At 75.3% G+C, this 17,082-nt stretch carries 15 protein-coding genes and 1 tRNA gene; 8 read left to right on the forward strand and 8 right to left on the reverse strand.

Features of this window, described 5'->3' with window-relative positions; genetic code table 11:
• Positions 1-77: 77 nt before the first annotated feature.
• On the reverse strand, positions 78-1,127 hold the full coding sequence (locus P9841_RS03330; protein WP_283320689.1) for a zinc-dependent alcohol dehydrogenase family protein: 1,050 nt from the start codon (positions 1,125-1,127) through the stop codon (positions 78-80).
• A 60-nt stretch (positions 1,128-1,187) separates the two neighbouring features.
• Between P9841_RS03330 and P9841_RS03335 the strand changes: the two genes are divergently transcribed.
• The 3 genes from P9841_RS03335 to P9841_RS03345 all read left to right on the forward strand — a co-directional run bounded on the left by P9841_RS03335 (position 1,188) and on the right by P9841_RS03345 (position 2,834).
• Positions 1,188-1,895 carry an SOS response-associated peptidase gene (locus tag P9841_RS03335; protein ID WP_283320690.1) on the forward strand — a complete coding sequence of 236 codons (708 nt, stop codon included), beginning with the start codon at positions 1,188-1,190 and terminating at the stop codon, positions 1,893-1,895.
• A gap of 111 nt (positions 1,896-2,006) precedes the next feature.
• Complete coding sequence (locus P9841_RS03340) at positions 2,007-2,588, forward strand: hypothetical protein (protein WP_283320691.1); 582 nt, start codon at positions 2,007-2,009, stop codon at positions 2,586-2,588.
• Between the two features lie 69 nt (positions 2,589-2,657).
• On the forward strand, positions 2,658-2,834 hold the full coding sequence (locus P9841_RS03345) for a hypothetical protein (RefSeq protein WP_283320692.1): 177 nt from the start codon (positions 2,658-2,660) through the stop codon (positions 2,832-2,834).
• A 93-nt stretch (positions 2,835-2,927) separates the two neighbouring features.
• Here P9841_RS03345 and P9841_RS03350 read toward each other — a convergent pair whose 3' ends face one another.
• The gene (locus tag P9841_RS03350) at positions 2,928-3,686 is read right to left on the reverse strand and encodes a LiaF transmembrane domain-containing protein (RefSeq protein WP_283320693.1); all 759 of its coding nucleotides are present in this window, start codon (positions 3,684-3,686) and stop codon (positions 2,928-2,930) included.
• Between the two features lie 131 nt (positions 3,687-3,817).
• On the opposite strand from P9841_RS03350, the gene P9841_RS03355 reads away from it, so the two are divergent.
• Positions 3,818-4,921, forward strand: a complete 1,104-nt coding sequence (locus P9841_RS03355; RefSeq protein WP_283320694.1) for a DNA glycosylase AlkZ-like family protein — start codon at positions 3,818-3,820, stop codon at positions 4,919-4,921.
• Positions 4,922-5,190: 269 nt separating this feature from the next.
• On the opposite strand, the gene P9841_RS03360 is transcribed toward P9841_RS03355, so the two are convergent.
• The 5 genes from P9841_RS03360 to P9841_RS03380 all read right to left on the reverse strand — a co-directional run bounded on the left by P9841_RS03360 (position 5,191) and on the right by P9841_RS03380 (position 9,380).
• Positions 5,191-7,122 carry a hypothetical protein gene (locus P9841_RS03360; protein ID WP_283320695.1) on the reverse strand — a complete coding sequence of 644 codons (1,932 nt, stop codon included), beginning with the start codon at positions 7,120-7,122 and terminating at the stop codon, positions 5,191-5,193.
• The gene (locus P9841_RS03365) at positions 7,119-7,922 is read right to left on the reverse strand and encodes a hypothetical protein (RefSeq protein WP_283320696.1); all 804 of its coding nucleotides are present in this window, start codon (positions 7,920-7,922) and stop codon (positions 7,119-7,121) included. Before P9841_RS03365 ends, P9841_RS03360 begins: the two co-directional genes overlap by 4 nt.
• A 314-nt stretch (positions 7,923-8,236) precedes the next feature.
• Positions 8,237-8,310: transfer RNA gene (locus tag P9841_RS03370), tRNA-Val, on the reverse strand.
• 181 nt (positions 8,311-8,491) lie between these two features.
• Positions 8,492-8,956, reverse strand: a complete 465-nt coding sequence (locus P9841_RS03375; protein ID WP_283320697.1) for a redoxin domain-containing protein — start codon at positions 8,954-8,956, stop codon at positions 8,492-8,494.
• A 4-nt stretch (positions 8,957-8,960) separates the two neighbouring features.
• Positions 8,961-9,380: a DUF3052 domain-containing protein gene (locus P9841_RS03380; protein WP_222172034.1), complete on the reverse strand. Its 420-nt coding sequence runs from the start codon at positions 9,378-9,380 to the stop codon at positions 8,961-8,963.
• A 350-nt stretch (positions 9,381-9,730) separates the two neighbouring features.
• Here P9841_RS03380 and aceE point away from each other — a divergent pair, with 350 nt between their 5' ends.
• Entirely contained in the window at positions 9,731-12,472 is a 2,742-nt protein-coding gene (gene aceE / locus P9841_RS03385) for a pyruvate dehydrogenase (acetyl-transferring), homodimeric type (RefSeq protein WP_283320698.1), read from the forward strand.
• A 205-nt stretch (positions 12,473-12,677) separates the two neighbouring features.
• Here aceE and P9841_RS03390 read toward each other — a convergent pair whose 3' ends face one another.
• The gene (locus P9841_RS03390; RefSeq protein WP_283320699.1) at positions 12,678-13,358 is read right to left on the reverse strand and encodes a hypothetical protein; all 681 of its coding nucleotides are present in this window, start codon (positions 13,356-13,358) and stop codon (positions 12,678-12,680) included.
• Between the two features lie 114 nt (positions 13,359-13,472).
• Between P9841_RS03390 and P9841_RS03395 the strand changes: the two genes are divergently transcribed.
• The 3 genes from P9841_RS03395 (at position 13,473) to P9841_RS03405 (ending at position 17,022) form a co-directional block, all read left to right on the forward strand.
• Complete coding sequence (locus P9841_RS03395; RefSeq protein ID WP_283320700.1) at positions 13,473-14,822, forward strand: PucR family transcriptional regulator; 1,350 nt, start codon at positions 13,473-13,475, stop codon at positions 14,820-14,822.
• 200 nt (positions 14,823-15,022) lie between these two features.
• Positions 15,023-16,021 (forward strand): ACP S-malonyltransferase, encoded by a 999-nt coding sequence (locus P9841_RS03400; protein ID WP_283320701.1) that lies wholly within the window; start codon positions 15,023-15,025, stop codon positions 16,019-16,021.
• Positions 16,018-17,022 (forward strand): beta-ketoacyl-ACP synthase III, encoded by a 1,005-nt coding sequence (locus P9841_RS03405; protein WP_283320702.1) that lies wholly within the window; start codon positions 16,018-16,020, stop codon positions 17,020-17,022. Before P9841_RS03400 ends, P9841_RS03405 begins: the two co-directional genes overlap by 4 nt.
• The last annotated feature ends 60 nt before the right edge of the window (positions 17,023-17,082 follow it).

Raw genomic sequence — 17,082 nt, forward strand, 5'->3', positions numbered from 1 at the left:
CTGTCGTGCTCGGGCTGGTCCACGTCGCCGAACCTACCCGCGGACGCGGGCCCGCGGCGCGTGGTCCCCAGGGCGGGTCAGGGCAGCAGCATCGACTTGATCGCGCGCCGCTCGTCCATCGCCGCGTAGCCCTCGGCCACCTGGTCCAGCGGGAGCACCAGGTCGAAGACCCTCCCCGGCGTGATCGCCCCGGACCAGACGTCGCGCGCGAGCTCCTCCAGGTGCGCACGCACCGGGGCGACACCGCCGCAGACGCCGACGTTGGTCCCGAACATCTGCTGCACGGGCAGCTCCGGTCCGCCGGCGGGGACGCCGACGAACCCGACTCGCCCGCCCGGCCGCGCCGTGTCGAGCGCCTGCTGCATGGACTCCTTGGTCCCGACGCACTCGAGCACCTGGTCCGGGCCCACGCCGCCGAGCAGGTCCAGGACCGCCGCCGCGCCCTCGTCGCCGCGCTCCGCGACCACGTCGGTCGCGCCGAACTCGCGCGCCAGCGCCTGCCGCGGGGCGTGCCGGGACATCGCGACCACCCGCTCCGCACCGAGCCGGCGCGCCGCGAGCACGGCGCACAGACCGACCGCGCCGTCCCCGACCACCGCGACCGTCGAGCCCGGCCGCACGCCCGCCGACAGGGCCGCGTGGTGCCCCGTGCCCATCACGTCGGTCAGCGCCAGGACGCTGGGCAGCAGGTCGTCGTCCGGGTGGTCGGGCATCGCGACGAGGGTGCCGTCGGCGAGCGGCACGCGGACGTACTCGCCCTGGCCCGCGTCCGTGAACACGCCCTCGGCGTCCGGCCCGCCCCAGCCGCTCGACCGCTCGCACGACGTGTGCACGCCGTTGCGGCAGTGCACGCAGGTGTTGTCCGAGACCATGAACGGCGCGACCACGAACTGCCCGGGCCGCAGGGTCCGGACGTCCGCGCCGACCTCCTCGACCACGCCGACGAACTCGTGCCCGATGCGGCGCGGCTCGCGCGTCGGGCGGACGCCCCGGTAGGGCCACAGGTCGGAGCCGCACACGCAGGCCGCGACGACGCGCACGAGGGCGTCGGTGGGGCGCTGCAGCGTCGGGTCGGGGACCTGCTCGAGGCGGACGTCGTGGGGGCCGTGGATGAGGGTCGCGCGCACGAGCGCAGCCTACGACCGGTGCGGTGGCCGCGTGTCGGTGGCGGGCCGCACACTGGCCCCATGTGTGGCCGCTACGCGCAGACCCGCGCCGCCGACCAGCTCGAGCGCGACCTCGCCGTCGACAGGATCCTCGGCGAGCACCGCGGCCCGTCCTGGAACGTCGCGCCGACGCAGGACGTCCCCGTGGTGCTCGAGCGCGTCGAGGACGACCGGCCGCAGCGCCAGCTGCGCACCGCCCGCTGGGGCCTGGTGCCGTCGTGGGCGAAGGACGTGTCGATCGGCTCCCGCATGATCAACGCGCGCTCCGAGACGGTCCTGGAGAAGCCGGCGTTCCGGAAGGCCGCCGCGCGCCGGCGGGCGCTCGTGCCGATGGACGGGTACTACGAGTGGCAGGCGCATGAGCGCGGCCCGAAGACGCCGTACTTCCTGCACGGGGCCGAGCCGCTCGCGGCCGCCGGGCTGTACGAGCTGTGGCGGGACCACACCAAGGCGGACGACGACCCCGACCGCTGGCTGTGGTCCGTCACCATCATCACGCGGCCCGCGGCCGACACCCTCGGGCACATCCACGACCGCTGCCCCGTGCTGCTCCCCCGCCCGCTGTGGGACGACTGGCTGGACCCGTCGACCACCGCGGCGGACGAGGTCGGCGCGATGCTCGTCCACGTCCCCGAGCCGCACCTGACGCCGCGCGAGGTCGGGCGCGCGGTGGGGAACGTCGCGAACGACGGCCCGGAGCTGGTGGAGCCCGTGCACCCCGGGGAGTGAGCGCACCGGGCCGCCGGCAGCGCCTGGTCGCCCGGGGCACCCGGGCCGCCGGCGGCACCCTGGGCCCTGGGTCCGTGGCGCGCGCAGGGCGGCGTGTGGCGGGATGGACGGGTGGACGACCTCGCCATCGAGCTCGCGTGGATCCCGCTCGGCGCGGGCGGCTCCCCCGTCGTCCGCGCGAGCGGTCGCGCGTACGAGGCGCTGCTCGCGCGCCGGGACCACCGGGCGCCGTGCGCGCTGGTGCACGCAGCGCTGCTGCTGACGCACGACGGCGGCACCACCGTCGTGGAGGTGACCCCCGTCTGGGGCCAGCCGCCCGGCGACCGCGGTGTCGTGGCGCAGGGGCCGGTCGGCGCGCGGGTCCTGGGCCGCAGCAGGTGGTTCCGCTACGAGGTCCGGTGCTGGCGCGGCGGCACGGTGCCCGACCTCGCGTGGGCCGTGGAGCGCCGCACCGTCGCGTCCGGGGAGGTGCCCGTCCGCGCCCTGCTCGCCGCCGCCCCGGCGGTGCCGCGGCACGTGTGGGGTCGCGACGCCCTGCGCTGCGGCGACATGTGGAACTCGAACTCCGTCGTCGCGTGGCTGCTCGCGGCCGCCGGCGTGGACCCCGCCCCGCTCGTCCCGCCGCGCGGACGGCGCGCCCCGGGCTGGGCCGCCGGGATCGCCGCCTCGGTCCCGGCCCGCGCGGCCGGGTGACGGGCCCTTGACCGGCGCCGACGCCACGCGGGACGCTGGCCGGACCACGACGACGTGAAGGGGGCAGCCATGCGATCTCTGAGGTGCCGGTTCGGACGGCATGCGTGGCTCGTCGAGCGCAACCCCGACCAGGGCGGGCCGGAGGCGGTCACCGAGGTGTGCGCGCGCTGCGGCGCGGACCGGCGGGTGTACGAGCCGACGTCCGGGACGTGGATGGCCACGGGGATGATGCGCGGGCCGAGCTGAGCCCGGCGGGCGCCCGGCCGTGGCGCCGCCAGGATCGTGGTCGGCCACGCCGCCGGGCACGTGTCGGACCGCCCGGTGCCCCCGCGGCGCGCGTCAGGCGTACGGCTGGCCCGGCCGGTCCGAGGGCGGCACCCCCGGGGTGCCGTACGGCGGCTGCGTCGCGGCGTCGAACGGCTGCTGCGCGAGCGGCTTGCCGTGCTTGAGGGTCGCGCCGCCGAAGATCGTGACCGCGTGCACCTCCAGCACCGGCGCGTCGGGCGCGAGCGGCGCCACGGTCTTGTCGTCCGTGCCGCCGAAGACGGGCAGCGTCACCATCTGCACCCGCCAGGTCGGCGGCACCTTGATCTCGACGCCGCCGAACATGGTGAAGATGTCGACGCGCGCCCGGCCCTGGACGGCCGCGGCCCGCAGGTCGAGGTCGATGCCGCCGAACACCGCCGTGAGCGACGCCGACCGGAACTGCTGGGACAGCGACCGACGGTCCCCGCCCCAGAAGAACACGAACAGCCGCACCCGGTCCGCGTCGTCGCCCCCGGCGGTCGACGCCAGCAGGATCGACAGCCCCAGGACGGCGACCGCCACCGGGAGCGCGAAGGTCCACGGGCTCTCCTGCACGACGTCCAGGGCGTCGAGCAGCCAGAGCCCACCGGCGGCGATGACGATCACCGGCCCGAACCACGCCCGCGGCACGAGCGCCAGGGCGGCGGCGCCGACCGCGACCACGGCCGTCGGCACGAGCACCGACCACACGTTCGACGCCCGCAGGACGTCGAGCCGGTCGAGCAGCAGCACCGCGCCGGCGAGCACGAGCAGGGCACCGACGAGGACCTGACCACCGGAACGTCGCGACATGGCCCCACCGTAGCGACGCAGGGGGTGGCGGGTCCGGCGGTTCCGGGGCCTGTGTCGTCGCGTTCCCGCGTCGCCCCGGGCGTGCGCTCACGGTCCTCGCGGTGTCGGACCCCGCGCCTACGGTGCTGCGCATGACGATCACGTCCGCGCAGGCGCTGGCGTGGCGCCTGCACCGGCAGCACCTGGTGTCCGGTGCGGCGTCCGCCGTGGACGTCGTGCGCCGGCTGGGCGCCGTCCCTGCGTGGTCCGGCGACGCCGAGCTCGCCGTCCGTCGGCGGCTCGCCGACCCGGTGCCCGGCGCCGTCGCGGACGCGGTGCGCGACGGCGACCTCCTGCGCACGTTCGCCTTCCGGGGCTCGTCGCACCTGCTCGCGGCCGCCGACGCCGGCGTGTCCCTGCGCGTGCGCACCGCGAGCCGGCAGTGGGCGCTGCGGTCCTGGCAGGAGCACTACGACCTCGCACCGGAGGACTGGCCGGCGCTGCTCGACGCCGTGCACGCGGCGCTCGTCGACGGCCCCCTCACCCGGGAGGCGTTCGCGGACGCCGTCGCCGCCGCCCCGCGGTTCGCACACCTGCGGGGGCCGCTGCTGCACCCGAGCATGACCCTGCTCAAGCCGATCGCGTGGCACGGCGAGCTGTGCTTCGGGCCGGTCGTGGACGGGACACCGACGATCGCGTCCCCGTCGGCGAGCCCGGCGTGGGGCGGGCTGCCCGAGCTGGACGACGCCGGCCGCCGCGCGGTGGTCGCGTACCTCGGGGCGTACGGCCCGGCCACGCGGGCGAACCTGCGCTACTGGCTCGCGGACGGTCTCAGCGCGGGACGCGCTCGGGTGGAGCGCTGGACGGACGACGTGCTGCGCGACGCCGCCACGGAGGTCGACCTGGACGGCGGGCCCGCGCTGCTGCTGCGCGAGCACGTCGCCGAGGTCGAGGCGGCCGAGCCGTCGGACACCGTGACGCTGCTGGCGGGGCACGACCAGTGGGTGCTGGGCCCCGGGACCTCGGACACCCGGGTCGTCCCGCCGGAGCGCCGGGCGGGCGTGACCCGCGGGGCGGCGCTGGTGCTCCGCGGCGGCGTCGTCACCGGCACCTGGGCCGCCCGGCCGGACGTGCTCGACGTGACGTGGTTCGCGGAGGCGGGGTCGCCGCCGCACGACGAGCTGACCGCGGAGGCCGGGCGTCTCGCGCGGCTGCTCGGCCGGACCTGGGCGGAGGTGCGCGTCACGACGTCATGACACGCACCCGGCCCCGGTGGGGATCGGCCGTGGCGAACGCGTCAGGACCGGGAGCGCCACGCCCGCCGTGCGAGCAGCAGCACGCCCACCACGGGACCGCGACAGGCGTGGACGCCCGCGCCCGCGGCGAGCACCCGGGGTGACGGGGTGCCCCGCCGGTGACGGTGGCCCGGAGAGTCTCGCACCGGCTCCCGCCGGTCGGGCGCCGGACGTCCGTGCGGCGGGCCCCGGCCATGCACCGGGACCCGCCGCACGCGCGCTCGGGCGCCCTACACCAGGTCGGCCTCGCTGAACTGCTCCGCCGCCGGGCCCACCAGCACCGGCGGCCCCGCGTGCTGCTCGCCCGTGCCGGGCTGCCCCGCAGTGTCGCCGCGCGGACCACCGCCGAGGACCGGCAGCTCCGCCGCCGGTGCGGCGGCCGCGCGTGCGGCGGCCTTCTCCGCACGCCGCGCGACCCGCACGTCGATCCACGCACCGACGCGCTGCCGGAAGACCACGAGCGCCACCACGACCACGAGCCCCAGCACCAGCAGCACGCCGACCAGGATCAGCACCGCGAGCGTCGGACCGGAGACGGCGATCGAGGAGACCGGGTCCGAGGCGCCCAGCCCGACGGCGGTCGCGACGCGGCCGTCGACGGTGCCCGCGTCCCCGACCGCGGAGTCCTGCTCGGAGATCGTGTAGCCGAACGGCACCCGGGTCTCGTAGCTGATCGGGCTCGCGACCCCTCCGGAGGCCACCGACCCCGCGAGATCCAGGTCGAGGTGCACCCGGTACCGCGACCACCAGAACCCGTCGCCCTCGGCCGGGGACAGGTCGAGAGAGGCCCCTGGCGAGAGCGACGCGATCTGGGTGTTGTAGTCGTCCACGTCCTGCGCGCTGAACACCAGCACGTAGCTCGTCGTGCCGTCCGCGCTGCTGGTCGTGAGCTCGCCGGCGCCGTCCGCGGGGGTGAGCAGACGCTCGAACCCGTCGCCCGCCGCCGCGACGTCCTCGTCGGAGACGTCGAACGTGAGCGTCTGCTCGACGGACCGGTCGAACCCGATCGTGGTCGAGACGTGGATCGACTCGAACGGGATCGCGTGGTCGAACGCCACCGGCGTCGACGTCGGCCGGTGCGTGACCGCCACGCCCTCGTCGGTCACCTCGACCGTCGCGTCCGCGGAGGTGCTGCCGACCTCCCACCCGGACGGGGCGACGAGGGTGCTCACCACCGGGGCCGCCTCGGGCGAGCAGATCGCGTCGCAGCTGACGACGTCGACGACCTCGGTGTGCCGCCGGGTGGGGTTCTGGGCGTCCTGCTCCTCGGTGACCGAGAACTCGGTCCCGTCCGACCCGAGCACCTGGTCGGTCATGGTCGCGAGCGTGGCGGCGTCGTCCGCGGCGAACGTCACGACCCAGCCGTACGACGAGCCGTCGGAGTCGGCGACAGTCAGCTCCCCGCCGTCCGGGACGACCCCGGCGACGTACGCGTCGAACGCCTCGGGGTCCGACGCGTACGCGGCTTCCGGCATCCGGATGTCCACCGCCCGCCGGTACCCGCCGTCACCGCCGAGCCACGTGGTGAGCTGCACCTGCGTCACGCCGTTGTCGGTGATGTCCGCGAACGAGATCGGCTGGTAGGCGGACGTGGTCTCGCCGCGGTACACGACCTGGGTGTCGCCGGACTCCAGGATGTTGCCCTCGTTGTCCGCGGACACGGTCCCGTCCGCGACCAACCCGTCGGCCAGCCACTGCAGCAGCTCGAGCGACGTGAAGTCCTCCTCGATCGCCGCACCCCGCAGGAACAGCGAGTCCTCGGTGGTCAGGCCGATGGTCGGCGGCTCGGTCCGCCCGCCGGCCGCGAGCACCGCGGCGACCTTCTCACGGTAGGCGTCCGCCGAGTCGAAGGTCAGGGTGAACGTCGCGGTCGCGGCCTCCTCGGTCACGGTGGTGCCCGCGTAGTCGAGCTCCGCCGGCTTGTGGTTCTGGATGCTGGCCTCGAGCGCCGCCACCCCGCCGCTGACGTACTGGTCCAGGTCGGACCGCGACAGCGTCAGGGTCATCACGCGCGACCCCGACGGGCCGTCGTCGAGCGTGAACACGGTGTCGACCCGTGCGCCGCACGCGGACAGGACCGCGACCAGCGCGACGACCAGCACCGCCAGCACAGGCGTCCTGCGGCGCGAACGGGCGCGCGCCGTCGCCGGGAGGGCGCTCATCCGAGCAGCGACGCGAGCGCGACGACGTTGGCGATCCCGAACAGCGTCATGCACAGCGCCACGTGGGCGACGGTCAGCGACGCGTGCGGGACGAGCGGGCTCTTCGTGAACCGCACCGTGCGGTTCAGCCCGACGTACACGAGGGCCTCGGAGACCACGGCCAGCCCCAGTCCGCCGACCGCGAGCACGGCCAGCGCGAGCAGGGCGCCACCGGCCCCGGGGATCAGCGAGAGCACCCAGGCGACGGCCAGGAGCACGGGCGTGGCCGACGCGGAGGTCGCGACCACGGCCGCCGCGTCCCGGAAGCGGCCCCGGGCACCGCGCACCCCGAACGTCCAGAACACCGTCACCGTCCGCAGCACGAGGACCGCGACGACCAGGAGCGCGACCGTCACGATCACGCCGAGCAGCGTGGAGACCGGGACGGAGAACGCGTCGTCGACGTACGACGAGGTGTACCCGCCGGTGAAGGGGTCGAGCAGGCTGTTCGTCACCGACGCGGCGCCCTGGGCGGACTTCGCGACGAACGACGCGACGAGCATCCCCGCGAGGACCCCGTTGGCGAGCAGGACCAGCCACCACAGCAGGAGGCTGCGGGCGCTGTGGTGCGCGGCGATCCGCAGCGAGGTGACCGGGTCGCCCTGCCAGATGCCGGCGAGGACGGCGCGCAGCGCGCGGAGGGCGGTGGGCAGGGGTCCCGGGGCGGTGGGGCCGGGAACGGGTTGCGCCGCCGGTGCCGCAGGTGCGGCCGGGTCGGGGGCGGGCTCGACGACGGGGTACTGGGGTCCGGAGGAGGACATGGAGAGGCTCCTGAGGAAGCGCGGAGGGACGCCCGCGCAGGTCACGGCGCTGCGGGCGGCTCAGACGCTAGCGTCGTACAGGGTTGCCACAGGCACACTTCAGGGACAAACCAGGCAACGCCCTGGGACATCACCCGATTGCCACGCGACCCGCCGGGGCAATTCGGGACAAGACGGGACGATCCCGAACCGGGACGTGCGTCCCTTGCCCTGACCTGGGGGATCGACGTGCACGAGTGAGCCGACGCCGGGTCGTGACGAGCGAGCCGTCCGGGATCGGGTGGGAGGGGGCGGGCGGTAGGTCGGTCGGTCGGTGGGCCCGGCCGGTCTCGAACCGGCGACCTCCGCGGTGTAAGCGCGGCGCTCTGACCAACTGAGCTACAGGCCCCTCGTGTGCGGTGCGTCAGCCTACCGGTGCCGTCCTCGACGACCCTCCCCGGCGGCCGCCCCAGCGGCCGACGGCGCCGAGAGGCCAGCAGCCGGGCGTCGCGCGCGACCGGGCACCCCGGGAGGTGGCCTCTCGCCGCGCGCCTCCGGCGCGCCCGCCCGCCGCACGCCCCCGGCGCGGGTCAGAGCCCCGCGACCGCCTCGCGGTACGCCGCGAACGGCCGCGCCTGCCCCCCGGGGTGCACGAGCGTCCACCGCACCACCCCGTCGGCGTCGAGCAGGAACGACCCGCGCCGCGCGAAGCCCTGCGCGTCGTCGAACACCCCGTACGCGCGGGCGGCGGCGCCGTGCGGCCAGAAGTCCGACAGCAGGTCGAACCGGTACCCGTCCTGCTCGGCCCAGGCGCGCAGCGCGAACACCGGGTCGCAGGACGCCGCGAGCACGCGCACGCCCGCGCCGCGCAGTTCCTCGAGCCCGTCCTGCAGCTCCGTCAGCTCCGCCGTGCAGGTGCGCGAGAACGCGAACGGCACGAAGACCAGCAGAGTCGCCGACGCAGCCGGCCCGCCCACGGTCACGGACGCGCCGTGGGTGTCGGGCAGCGTGACGACCGGCGCGACCGCGCCCTCGGGGAGCGGACCGCCGGTCACGACGTCAGCGACCGCGGCCGCGGCTGCCCAGCCGGGTGGCGGACCAGTCCCCCGCGATGGAGAACGTGCTGGTCGCGTGCAGGCCGGCCGTGGTGGCGGCCTCCTCGATGTCGTCGTGGCCGACGTGGCCGCCGCGCCCGGGCTTCGGCGTGAGCACCCACATGACGCCGCCGTCGTCCAGGACGGTCATGGCGTCCATGAGGGTGTCGGCCAGGTCGCCGTCCTCGTCGCGGAACCAGATGACCACGCCGTCGACCACGTCGTCGTAGTCCTCGTCGACCAGCTCGGCGCCGGTGATGTCCTCCAGTCCGGAGCGCAGGTCCTCGTCGACGTCGTCGTCGTACCCGAACTCCTGGACCACCTGCCCCGAGGTGAACCCGAGACGACCCGCCCCCTGGGAGGCGTCGTCCGTGCTGGATGCCACGTCCCGACCCGTTCCTTCCGTCCGGGCCGCCGTCCCGTGGGAGCGGCGGCCTGCCGTTCGATCACCGAACGGTAGCCCACCGCACCGCCGCCGCGCCTGGCAACCCCGGCGCGCCGCCCTGGGGACGACGTGAGGTGACCGGCGCCACGTCGGCGGGCCTGGTCAGGCACGATTGTCACGGACGTCACGCAACCCGGGGTGTGGACGGGGAGACTTTCACCTCCCGGGGGGCGGACAATGGTCCTACTACCCGCCCGGTGGCGAGGCGCACCGAACGTCGCGCGCACACCGGCGGGCCGAGATGCGCACCGGGGCCGACCGGCCCCCGCGTGGAGAGGCGAGGAGCACTGGTGGCTTCGAAGGACGAGCGCGGGCCGCTCATCAACGGCCTGCTGAGCCAGGTACCGGACGTGGACCCCGAGGAGACCTCCGAGTGGGTCGAGTCCATCGACGGGCTCATCGACGACAAGGGCGGTCCCCGGGCGCGGTACGTCCTGCTCAGCATGCTGAAGCGGGCGCGCGAGCGGAACGTGGCCATCCCGGCCGACCTCAACACCCCGTACGTCAACACCATCGGCGTGCACGAGGAGCCGTACTTCCCCGGTGACGAGGTGCTGGAGCGCAAGTTCCGGTCCTGGAACCGCTGGAACGCCGCCGTCATGGTGACGCGCGCGCAGCGGCCGGGCGTGGCGGTCGGCGGGCACATCTCCTCCTACGCGTCGGTGGCGACGCTGTACGAGGTGGGCCTCAACCACTTCTTCCGCGGCAAGGACCACCCGGGCGGCGGCGACCAGGTCTACTTCCAGGGTCACGCCTCCCCCGGCGTCTACTCCCGCGCGTTCCTCGAGGGCCGGCTGACCGAGCACCAGCTCGACGGCTTCCGCCAGGAGGTGTCGCACCCGGGTGGCGGCCTGCCGTCGTACCCGCACCCGCGGCTGATGCCGGACTTCTGGGAGTTCCCGACCGTGTCGATGGGCCTCGGCCCGTCCTCGGCGATCTACCAGGCGTGGACCAACAAGTACCTGCACCTGCGGGGCATCAAGGACACCAGCCAGCAGGACGTCTGGGCGTTCCTCGGCGACGGCGAGATGGACGAGCCGGAGTCCCGCGGCATGCTGCAGCACGCGGCGCAGCAGGGCCTCGACAACCTGACGTTCGTCGTCAACTGCAACCTGCAGCGGCTCGACGGCCCGGTGCGCGGCAACGGCAAGATCATCCAGGAGCTCGAGGCGCAGTTCCGCGGCGCCGGCTGGAACGTCATCAAGGTCATCTGGGGCCGCGAGTGGGACGCCCTGCTCAACGCGGACAAGGACCGCGCCCTGGTGCACCTGATGAACACGACGCCGGACGGCGACTTCCAGACGTACCGGGCCGAGAACGGCGCGTTCATCCGGGAGAACTTCTTCGGGCGCGACCCGCGCACCAAGGCCCTCGTCGAGCGCATGACGGACGACGAGATCTGGGCGCTCAAGCGCGGCGGCCACGACTACCGCAAGATCTTCGCGGCCTACAAGGCGGCGCGGGAGCACACCGGCCAGCCGACCGTCATCCTCGCGCACACCATCAAGGGCTACGGCCTGGGCTCGGGCTTCGCCGGGCGCAACGCCACGCACCAGATGAAGAAGCTCAAGGCCGACGAGCTCAAGACGCTGCGCGACTCGCTGCACATCCCGATCACGGACGAGCAGATCGACGCGAACCCGTACCTGCCGCCGTACTACCACCCCGGCCAGGACGACCCGGCGATCCAGTACCTGCAGGAGCGCCGCCGAGCGCTCGGCGGGTACGTGCCGGAGCGCCGCACCACGCACAAGCCGCTGACCCTCCCCGGTGAGAAGTCCTACGAGCTGCTGAAGAAGGGCTCGGGGCACCAGGAGGTCGCCACGACGATGGCCCTCGTGCGGCTGTTCAAGGACCTCATCAAGGACAAGGAGATCGGGCCGCGCCTGGTCCCGATCATCCCCGACGAGGCCCGCACGTTCGGCCTGGACTCGATCTTCCCGAGCGCGAAGATCTTCAACACCAACGGGCAGAACTACCTCGCCGTCGACCGCGACCTCATGCTCTCCTACAAGGAGTCCGAGGCCGGCCAGATCATGCACACCGGCATCAACGAGGCCGGGTCGGCGTCCGCGTTCCAGGCGGTCGGCACGTCCTACGCCACGCACGGCGAGCCGCTGATCCCGTTCTACTTCTACTACTCGATGTTCGGGTTCCAGCGGACGGGCGACCAGTTCTGGGCGGCCGGCGACCAGATGACCCGCGGGTTCCTGGTCGGCGCCACCGCCGGTCGCACGACGCTGACCGGCGAGGGCCTGCAGCACGCCGACGGCCACTCCCCGCTGCTCGCCGGGACCATGCCGCACGTCGTGCACTACGACCCGGCGTACGGGTACGAGATCCGGCACATCGTCAAGGACGGCATCCAGCGGATGTACGGCGAGGACGGCCGCGACCCCGACGTCATCTACTACCTGACGGTCTACAACGAGCCGATCGTCCAGCCGGCCGAGCCGGAGGACGTCGACGTCGAGGGGATCCTCAAGGGCATCTACCTGCTGTCCCCGGCGGAGGGCGACGGGCCGCGCGCCCAGATCCTCGCGTCCGGCGTGGCGGTGCCGTGGGCACTCGAGGCGAAGAAGCTGCTCGCGGAGGACTGGGGCGTCCAGGCCGCGGTGTGGTCCGTGACCTCCTGGAACGAGCTGCGTCGCGACGCGCTCGCTGCCGAGGAGCACGCGTTCCTGCACCCGGGCGAGGAGGAGCCGGTGCCGTACCTCACGGCGAAGCTCCAGGGCGCCGAGGGCCCGTTCGTCGCGACCACGGACTACGACCACCTCGTGGCCGACCAGGTGCGGCAGTGGGTCCCGGGCCGGTACGCCACGCTCGGCGCCGACGGGTTCGGGTTCTCCGACACCCGCGCTGCCGCCCGCCGGCACTTCAAGATCGACGGCCCGTCGACCGTGGTCCGCGTCCTGCAGCAGCTCGTCCGCGAGGGGAAGGTCGCGCCGGAGGCCCCGGCGCAGGCCATCGAGCGGTACCGGCTGTACGACGTCACCGCCGGCACGTCCGGCAACGCGGGCGGCGAGTCCTGACCGAGCCGCCCGGCACACGCACGAGGGGCCCCGCACCGGATCCGGTGCGGGGCCCCTCGTGCGTGCGGGACCGGTGAGGTGCGGTGCCCCGGCAGGTCCGGGGTCGACGCCGCCGCGCGGTTCGGGCGCCGGCACTCCGGCCGGGCCGACGCCGCCGCGCGGGTCGGGCGCCGGCGCTGCGGTCGGGCGGACGCCGCCGCGCGGGTCAGGCGCCAGCGCTGCGCTCCGCCTGCTCCACCAGCCGCGTCAGCTCGCGCCGCAGGTGCGCGATCTCGTCCTGCTTCGGGTAGAGGTCCAGCGAGGCCAGGTGCTGCTTGGCGTCCATCGGACGACCGGCCTCGACGGCGGCGAGCACCAGCTCGCGACCCACCTCGGGGTCGTGCTCGCGCGGGTGCCAGTGGCCCGTCCCGAGCGAGAGGGCGTCGACCGGCAGCCCCGCCTCGCGCAGGAGCCGCAGGCCGGCCACGAGCGCCTGACCGGAGGGGTCGCGCTCCGCGGCGGTCGTGAGCCGGCGGATCGTGCCCTCCAGGTCGTCGCGCACGGACAGCCGGGCGACCTCGACCAGCGGGTACCAGGCGCGCGGGTTGCCGGCGAGCTCCTCGCCGAGGGACCAGACGGCCAGGTCGGCCGCACGCTGCTTCTCGGCGTCGTCGGCCTCGGCCGTCAGGGGGTCGTCGTCGGAGCCCGTCACCGCGTGGCGGCGGACGATCTCGGCCAGCGCGGCGAACGCGCGCTCGTCGTTGGGGTCGTCCCCCAGGCGCGAGCGCAGGGCGTCCTCCTGGGGCACGTCGCCGTGCCGCTGGGTGGTGGACGGACGACGGGCGCCGACACGGGATGCGGGCGCGGGCCGGCCCAGCAGGCGGCGCAGTCGGGACAGCAGAGCCATGACGCGACACTATCCGCTAGGCCCGCGACGCACTGGTCGAACGGTCGGCCGGCGGCTGCGACGCGTGCGCACGCTTTGTCGGGTCCCCACAAGCCGTCCCCGTATGCTCGGGGGATGGCCGAGCCCCGCCGGACGTCCGCGGCACCCGCGACGACCTCCTCGACGACGACCGCGACACGACCGCAGGACGCACCAGCCGGCAAGGGCGCCCCCGCCGACGCCGCACCCGCGCCGGCGCCCGCGCCGGCACCCGCGCCGGAGGGGCTCTCCCCCGCCCGCACCCGCACGCGCGCCGGCCGCATCGCCACGGCGCCCGACGCCACCAACGGCGAGACGCTGCGTCGCGTGCGCGAGGGCGGCGGCGTGCTCGCGGCGGCGGCGATGCGGCGGCTCGACGAGGACCTGGACTGGTACCGGGCGCTGCCGGCCGACGACCGGTCGTGGGTCGGGCTCGTCGCGCAGGCCGGCATCACGGCGTTCGTGACGTGGTTCGCCGATCCCTCCAAGCCGCCGCACGGCGTCGGCGAGATCTTCGCGACCGCCCCGCCGGAGCTGACCCGCTCCATCTCCCTGCAGCACACCCTCCAGCTCGTGCGCGTCGTCGTGGACGTCGTCGAGGAGCACGCGAACCGGCTGGCGGCACCCGGCGGCGAGCGCGACCTGCTGGAGGCGGTGCTGCGGTACTCCCGCGAGGTCGCGTTCTCCGCGGCGGAGGTCTACGCCCGGGCCGCCGAGATGCGCGGGGCGTGGGACGCCCGGCTCGAGGCGCTGGTCGTGGACGCGCTGCTGCGCGGGGACGTGGACGACTCGCTGCGCTCCCGCGTCGCGGCGCTCGGCTGGAGCGGCCGCGGTCGCACCCTGGTCGTCGTCGGGACCACGGCGTCCCCGCTGGACGACGTCCGGACCTCGGACCTGCGGCGCGCCACCCGGCGGGCCGCCGACGACGCGCTGGTCGGCATCCAGGGCGACCGGCTCGTGGTGTTCCTCGGCGGCACGGGCGACCTGCGGGAGGCCGCGACGTCGCTCATCCCGCGGTTCGGCCCCGGTCCCGTGGTGCTCGGGCCCACGGGCGACGACCTGGCCGACGCCGCGCGCTCCGCCCGGGCCGCGCTCGCCGGCCTCGCCGCGGTCGCCGCCTGGCCGCAGGCGCCGCGTCCGGTGCTCGCCGACGACCTGCTGCCGGAGCGGGTGCTCGTCGGGGACGCGTCCGCGCGGGAGGTGCTGGTGCGGCAGGCGTACGTCCCGCTGCTCGCCAGCACCGGGTCGCTGCTGGAGACGCTGACGGCGTACCTGGCGGCCGGCCGGTCGCTGGAGGCCGCCGCGCGCACCCTCTACGTGCACCCCAACACGGTCCGGTACCGCCTCCGTCGCGTCGCGGAGGTCACCGGATGGGACCCGCTCGACCCCCGCGAGGCGTACGTCCTGCAGCAGGCCCTGGCGGTCGGCCGCCTCGACCACCCCTGACCCACCCCCACCCCGGCGCCCGCCGAGTTCGGCAGTCCCAGGCGAGCTCGGCAGTCCCAGCTGCCGAACTCGCACAGGAAGTGCCGAACTCGGCGCCGGGGGGCGGCGCCGCGGAGTTGTGGGAGGGGTACAAGCCCGGGTCGGCATCCTGGTGCGGGTCGTGGGCGGGCAGGCCCGGCCGCACCCGGCAGAGTGGTCGGGTGCTCGCGATCGTCTGCCCCGGACAGGGCGCCCAGACCCCCGGCATGCTCGCCCCCTGGCTCGAGCTGCCCGGCACCGCCGACCGCCTCGCGGTCCTGTCGGAGGCCGCCGACGTCGACCTGGCGTCCCACGGCACGACGTCGGACGCCGACACCATCCGGGACACGGCGGTCGCCCAGCCGCTGATCGTCTCCGCCTCGCTGCTCGCGCTGCGGGCGCTGGAGGACGAGGCGGGCGCCCCGGTGCTGCCGGACGCGACCGCCGGCCACTCCGTCGGCGAGTTCGCCGCCGCGGCCGTGGCGGGCGTGTTCGACGACGCCGGCGCCGTGGGCCTGGTGTCGCACCGCGCGCGGTTCATGGCGGAGGCCGCGGCCGCCGAGCGGACGGGCATGACCGCGGTGCTGGGCGGCGACCCGGACGAGGTCGCCGCGGCGATCGAGGCCGCGGGCCTGTGGCCGGCGAACGTCAACGGCGGCGGCCAGACGGTCGCCGCGGGGTCGCTCGAGGCCATCGCCCGGTTCCAGGAGAACCCGCCGGCCCGGGCACGCGTCGTGCCGCTGCAGGTCGCCGGCGCGTTCCACACCCCCTACATGCAGAGCGCGCTCGACGCGTTCGGCGCGGTCGCCGCCGGCTGGACGAGCGCGGCGCCCCGCACCGCCCTGCTGAGCAACGCCGACGGCACGGCGTACGGCCCGGACGCCACGGGCGCCGACGTCGTGGCGCGCCTGGTGTCGCAGATCGCCTCGCCGGTCCGCTGGGACCTGTGCCAGGCGACGCTCGCGGAGCTCGGGGTCACCGGCCTGCTGGAGCTCGCCCCGGGAGGTGTGCTCAAGGGCCTGGCCCGGCGTAGCCTGCCCGGGGTGGAGACGGTCGCGATCACGTCGCCGGCCGACCTGCCCGCCGCCCGCGACCTCGTGGCCCGCCACCTGACGGCCGCCGGTGGCCCGGTGCCCGACCAGCCCGCACCGTCCGACGACTCCCGGGAGAACGCCCAGTGACCCGCCCCACCCTGACCCAGGCCACCGGCCCCGCCCACACGCGGATCCTCGGCCTGGGCGCCGCGCGCGGCGAGAACGTCGTGCCGAACGACGACCTCGTCGGCCCGATCGACTCCTCCGACGAGTGGATCCGGCAGCGCACCGGCATCGTCACGCGGACCCGCGCGGGCGCCGACACCGACGTGCTGGACCTCGCGGAGCGCGCCGGCCGGCAGGCCATCGAGAACGCCGGCCTGCAGGGCTCCGACATCGACGCCGTCATCCTGGCGACGGTCACGTACTTCCACCAGACCCCGTCGGGCGCCGCGATCCTCGCGGACCGGCTGGGCGCGACGCCCGCCGCGGCGTTCGACGTCTCGGCCGCCTGCGCCGGCTACTGCTACGGCATCGGCCAGGCTGACGCCCTCGTGCGCGCGGGCGCGGCCCGCCACGTGCTCGTCATCGGCGCGGAGAAGATGAGCGACTTCATCGACCCGACCGACCGCAGCATCTCGTTCCTGCTGGGCGACGGCGCCGGCGCGGTCGTGATCGGCCCGTCCGACACCCCCGGCATCGGCCCGACCGTGTGGGGCTCCGACGGCGCGCAGGCGCAGGCCATCCGCCAGACGCACTCCTGGATCGACGTCCGGGACAACGGCGCCGGCTGGCCGACGCTGCGCCAGGAGGGCCCGAGCGTCTTCAAGTGGGCGGTGTGGCAGATGGCCCCCGTCGCGCAGAAGGCCCTGGACGCCGCCGGCGTGACCGCCGACCAGATCGACGCGTTCATCCCGCACCAGGCGAACATGCGGATCATCGACCAGATGATCAAGCAGCTCAAGCTCCCCGAGACCGTGGCCGTGGCCCGCGACATCGCGGACACCGGCAACACCTCGGCGGCGTCGATCCCCCTCGCGACGGAGCGCCTCCTGCGCGAGGGCCAGGTGTCGAGCGGCGCGCTCGCCCTGCAGATCGGCTTCGGCGCGGGCCTCGTCTACGCCGCCCAGGTGGTCGTGCTGCCCTGAGCGGGCGCCCGGCCGCAGTACCGTTCATCGACCGCACGACCGTCGCCGCACCCCCGGTGC

Origin of the sequence: Cellulomonas sp. ES6, from assembly GCF_030053835.1 — a bacterium.
In the GTDB taxonomy this organism is placed as follows: Bacteria; Actinomycetota; Actinomycetes; order Actinomycetales; family Cellulomonadaceae; genus Cellulomonas.

Excerpts from the sequence above, each read along its gene's own strand:
- P9841_RS03355 (WP_283320694.1), top strand. The coding sequence starts at position 3,818 with ATGACGATCACGTCCGCGCAGGCGCTGGCGTGGCGCCTGCACCGGCAG.
- P9841_RS03365 (WP_283320696.1), bottom strand. The coding sequence starts at position 7,922 with ATGTCCTCCTCCGGACCCCAGTACCCCGTCGTCGAGCCCGCCCCCGAC.
- P9841_RS03345 (WP_283320692.1), top strand. The coding sequence starts at position 2,658 with ATGCGATCTCTGAGGTGCCGGTTCGGACGGCATGCGTGGCTCGTCGAG.
- P9841_RS03395 (WP_283320700.1), top strand. The coding sequence starts at position 13,473 with ATGGCCGAGCCCCGCCGGACGTCCGCGGCACCCGCGACGACCTCCTCG.
- P9841_RS03360 (WP_283320695.1), bottom strand. The coding sequence starts at position 7,122 with ATGAGCGCCCTCCCGGCGACGGCGCGCGCCCGTTCGCGCCGCAGGACG.
- P9841_RS03335 (WP_283320690.1), top strand. The coding sequence starts at position 1,188 with ATGTGTGGCCGCTACGCGCAGACCCGCGCCGCCGACCAGCTCGAGCGC.
- P9841_RS03350 (WP_283320693.1), bottom strand. The coding sequence starts at position 3,686 with ATGTCGCGACGTTCCGGTGGTCAGGTCCTCGTCGGTGCCCTGCTCGTG.
- P9841_RS03390 (WP_283320699.1), bottom strand. The coding sequence starts at position 13,358 with ATGGCTCTGCTGTCCCGACTGCGCCGCCTGCTGGGCCGGCCCGCGCCC.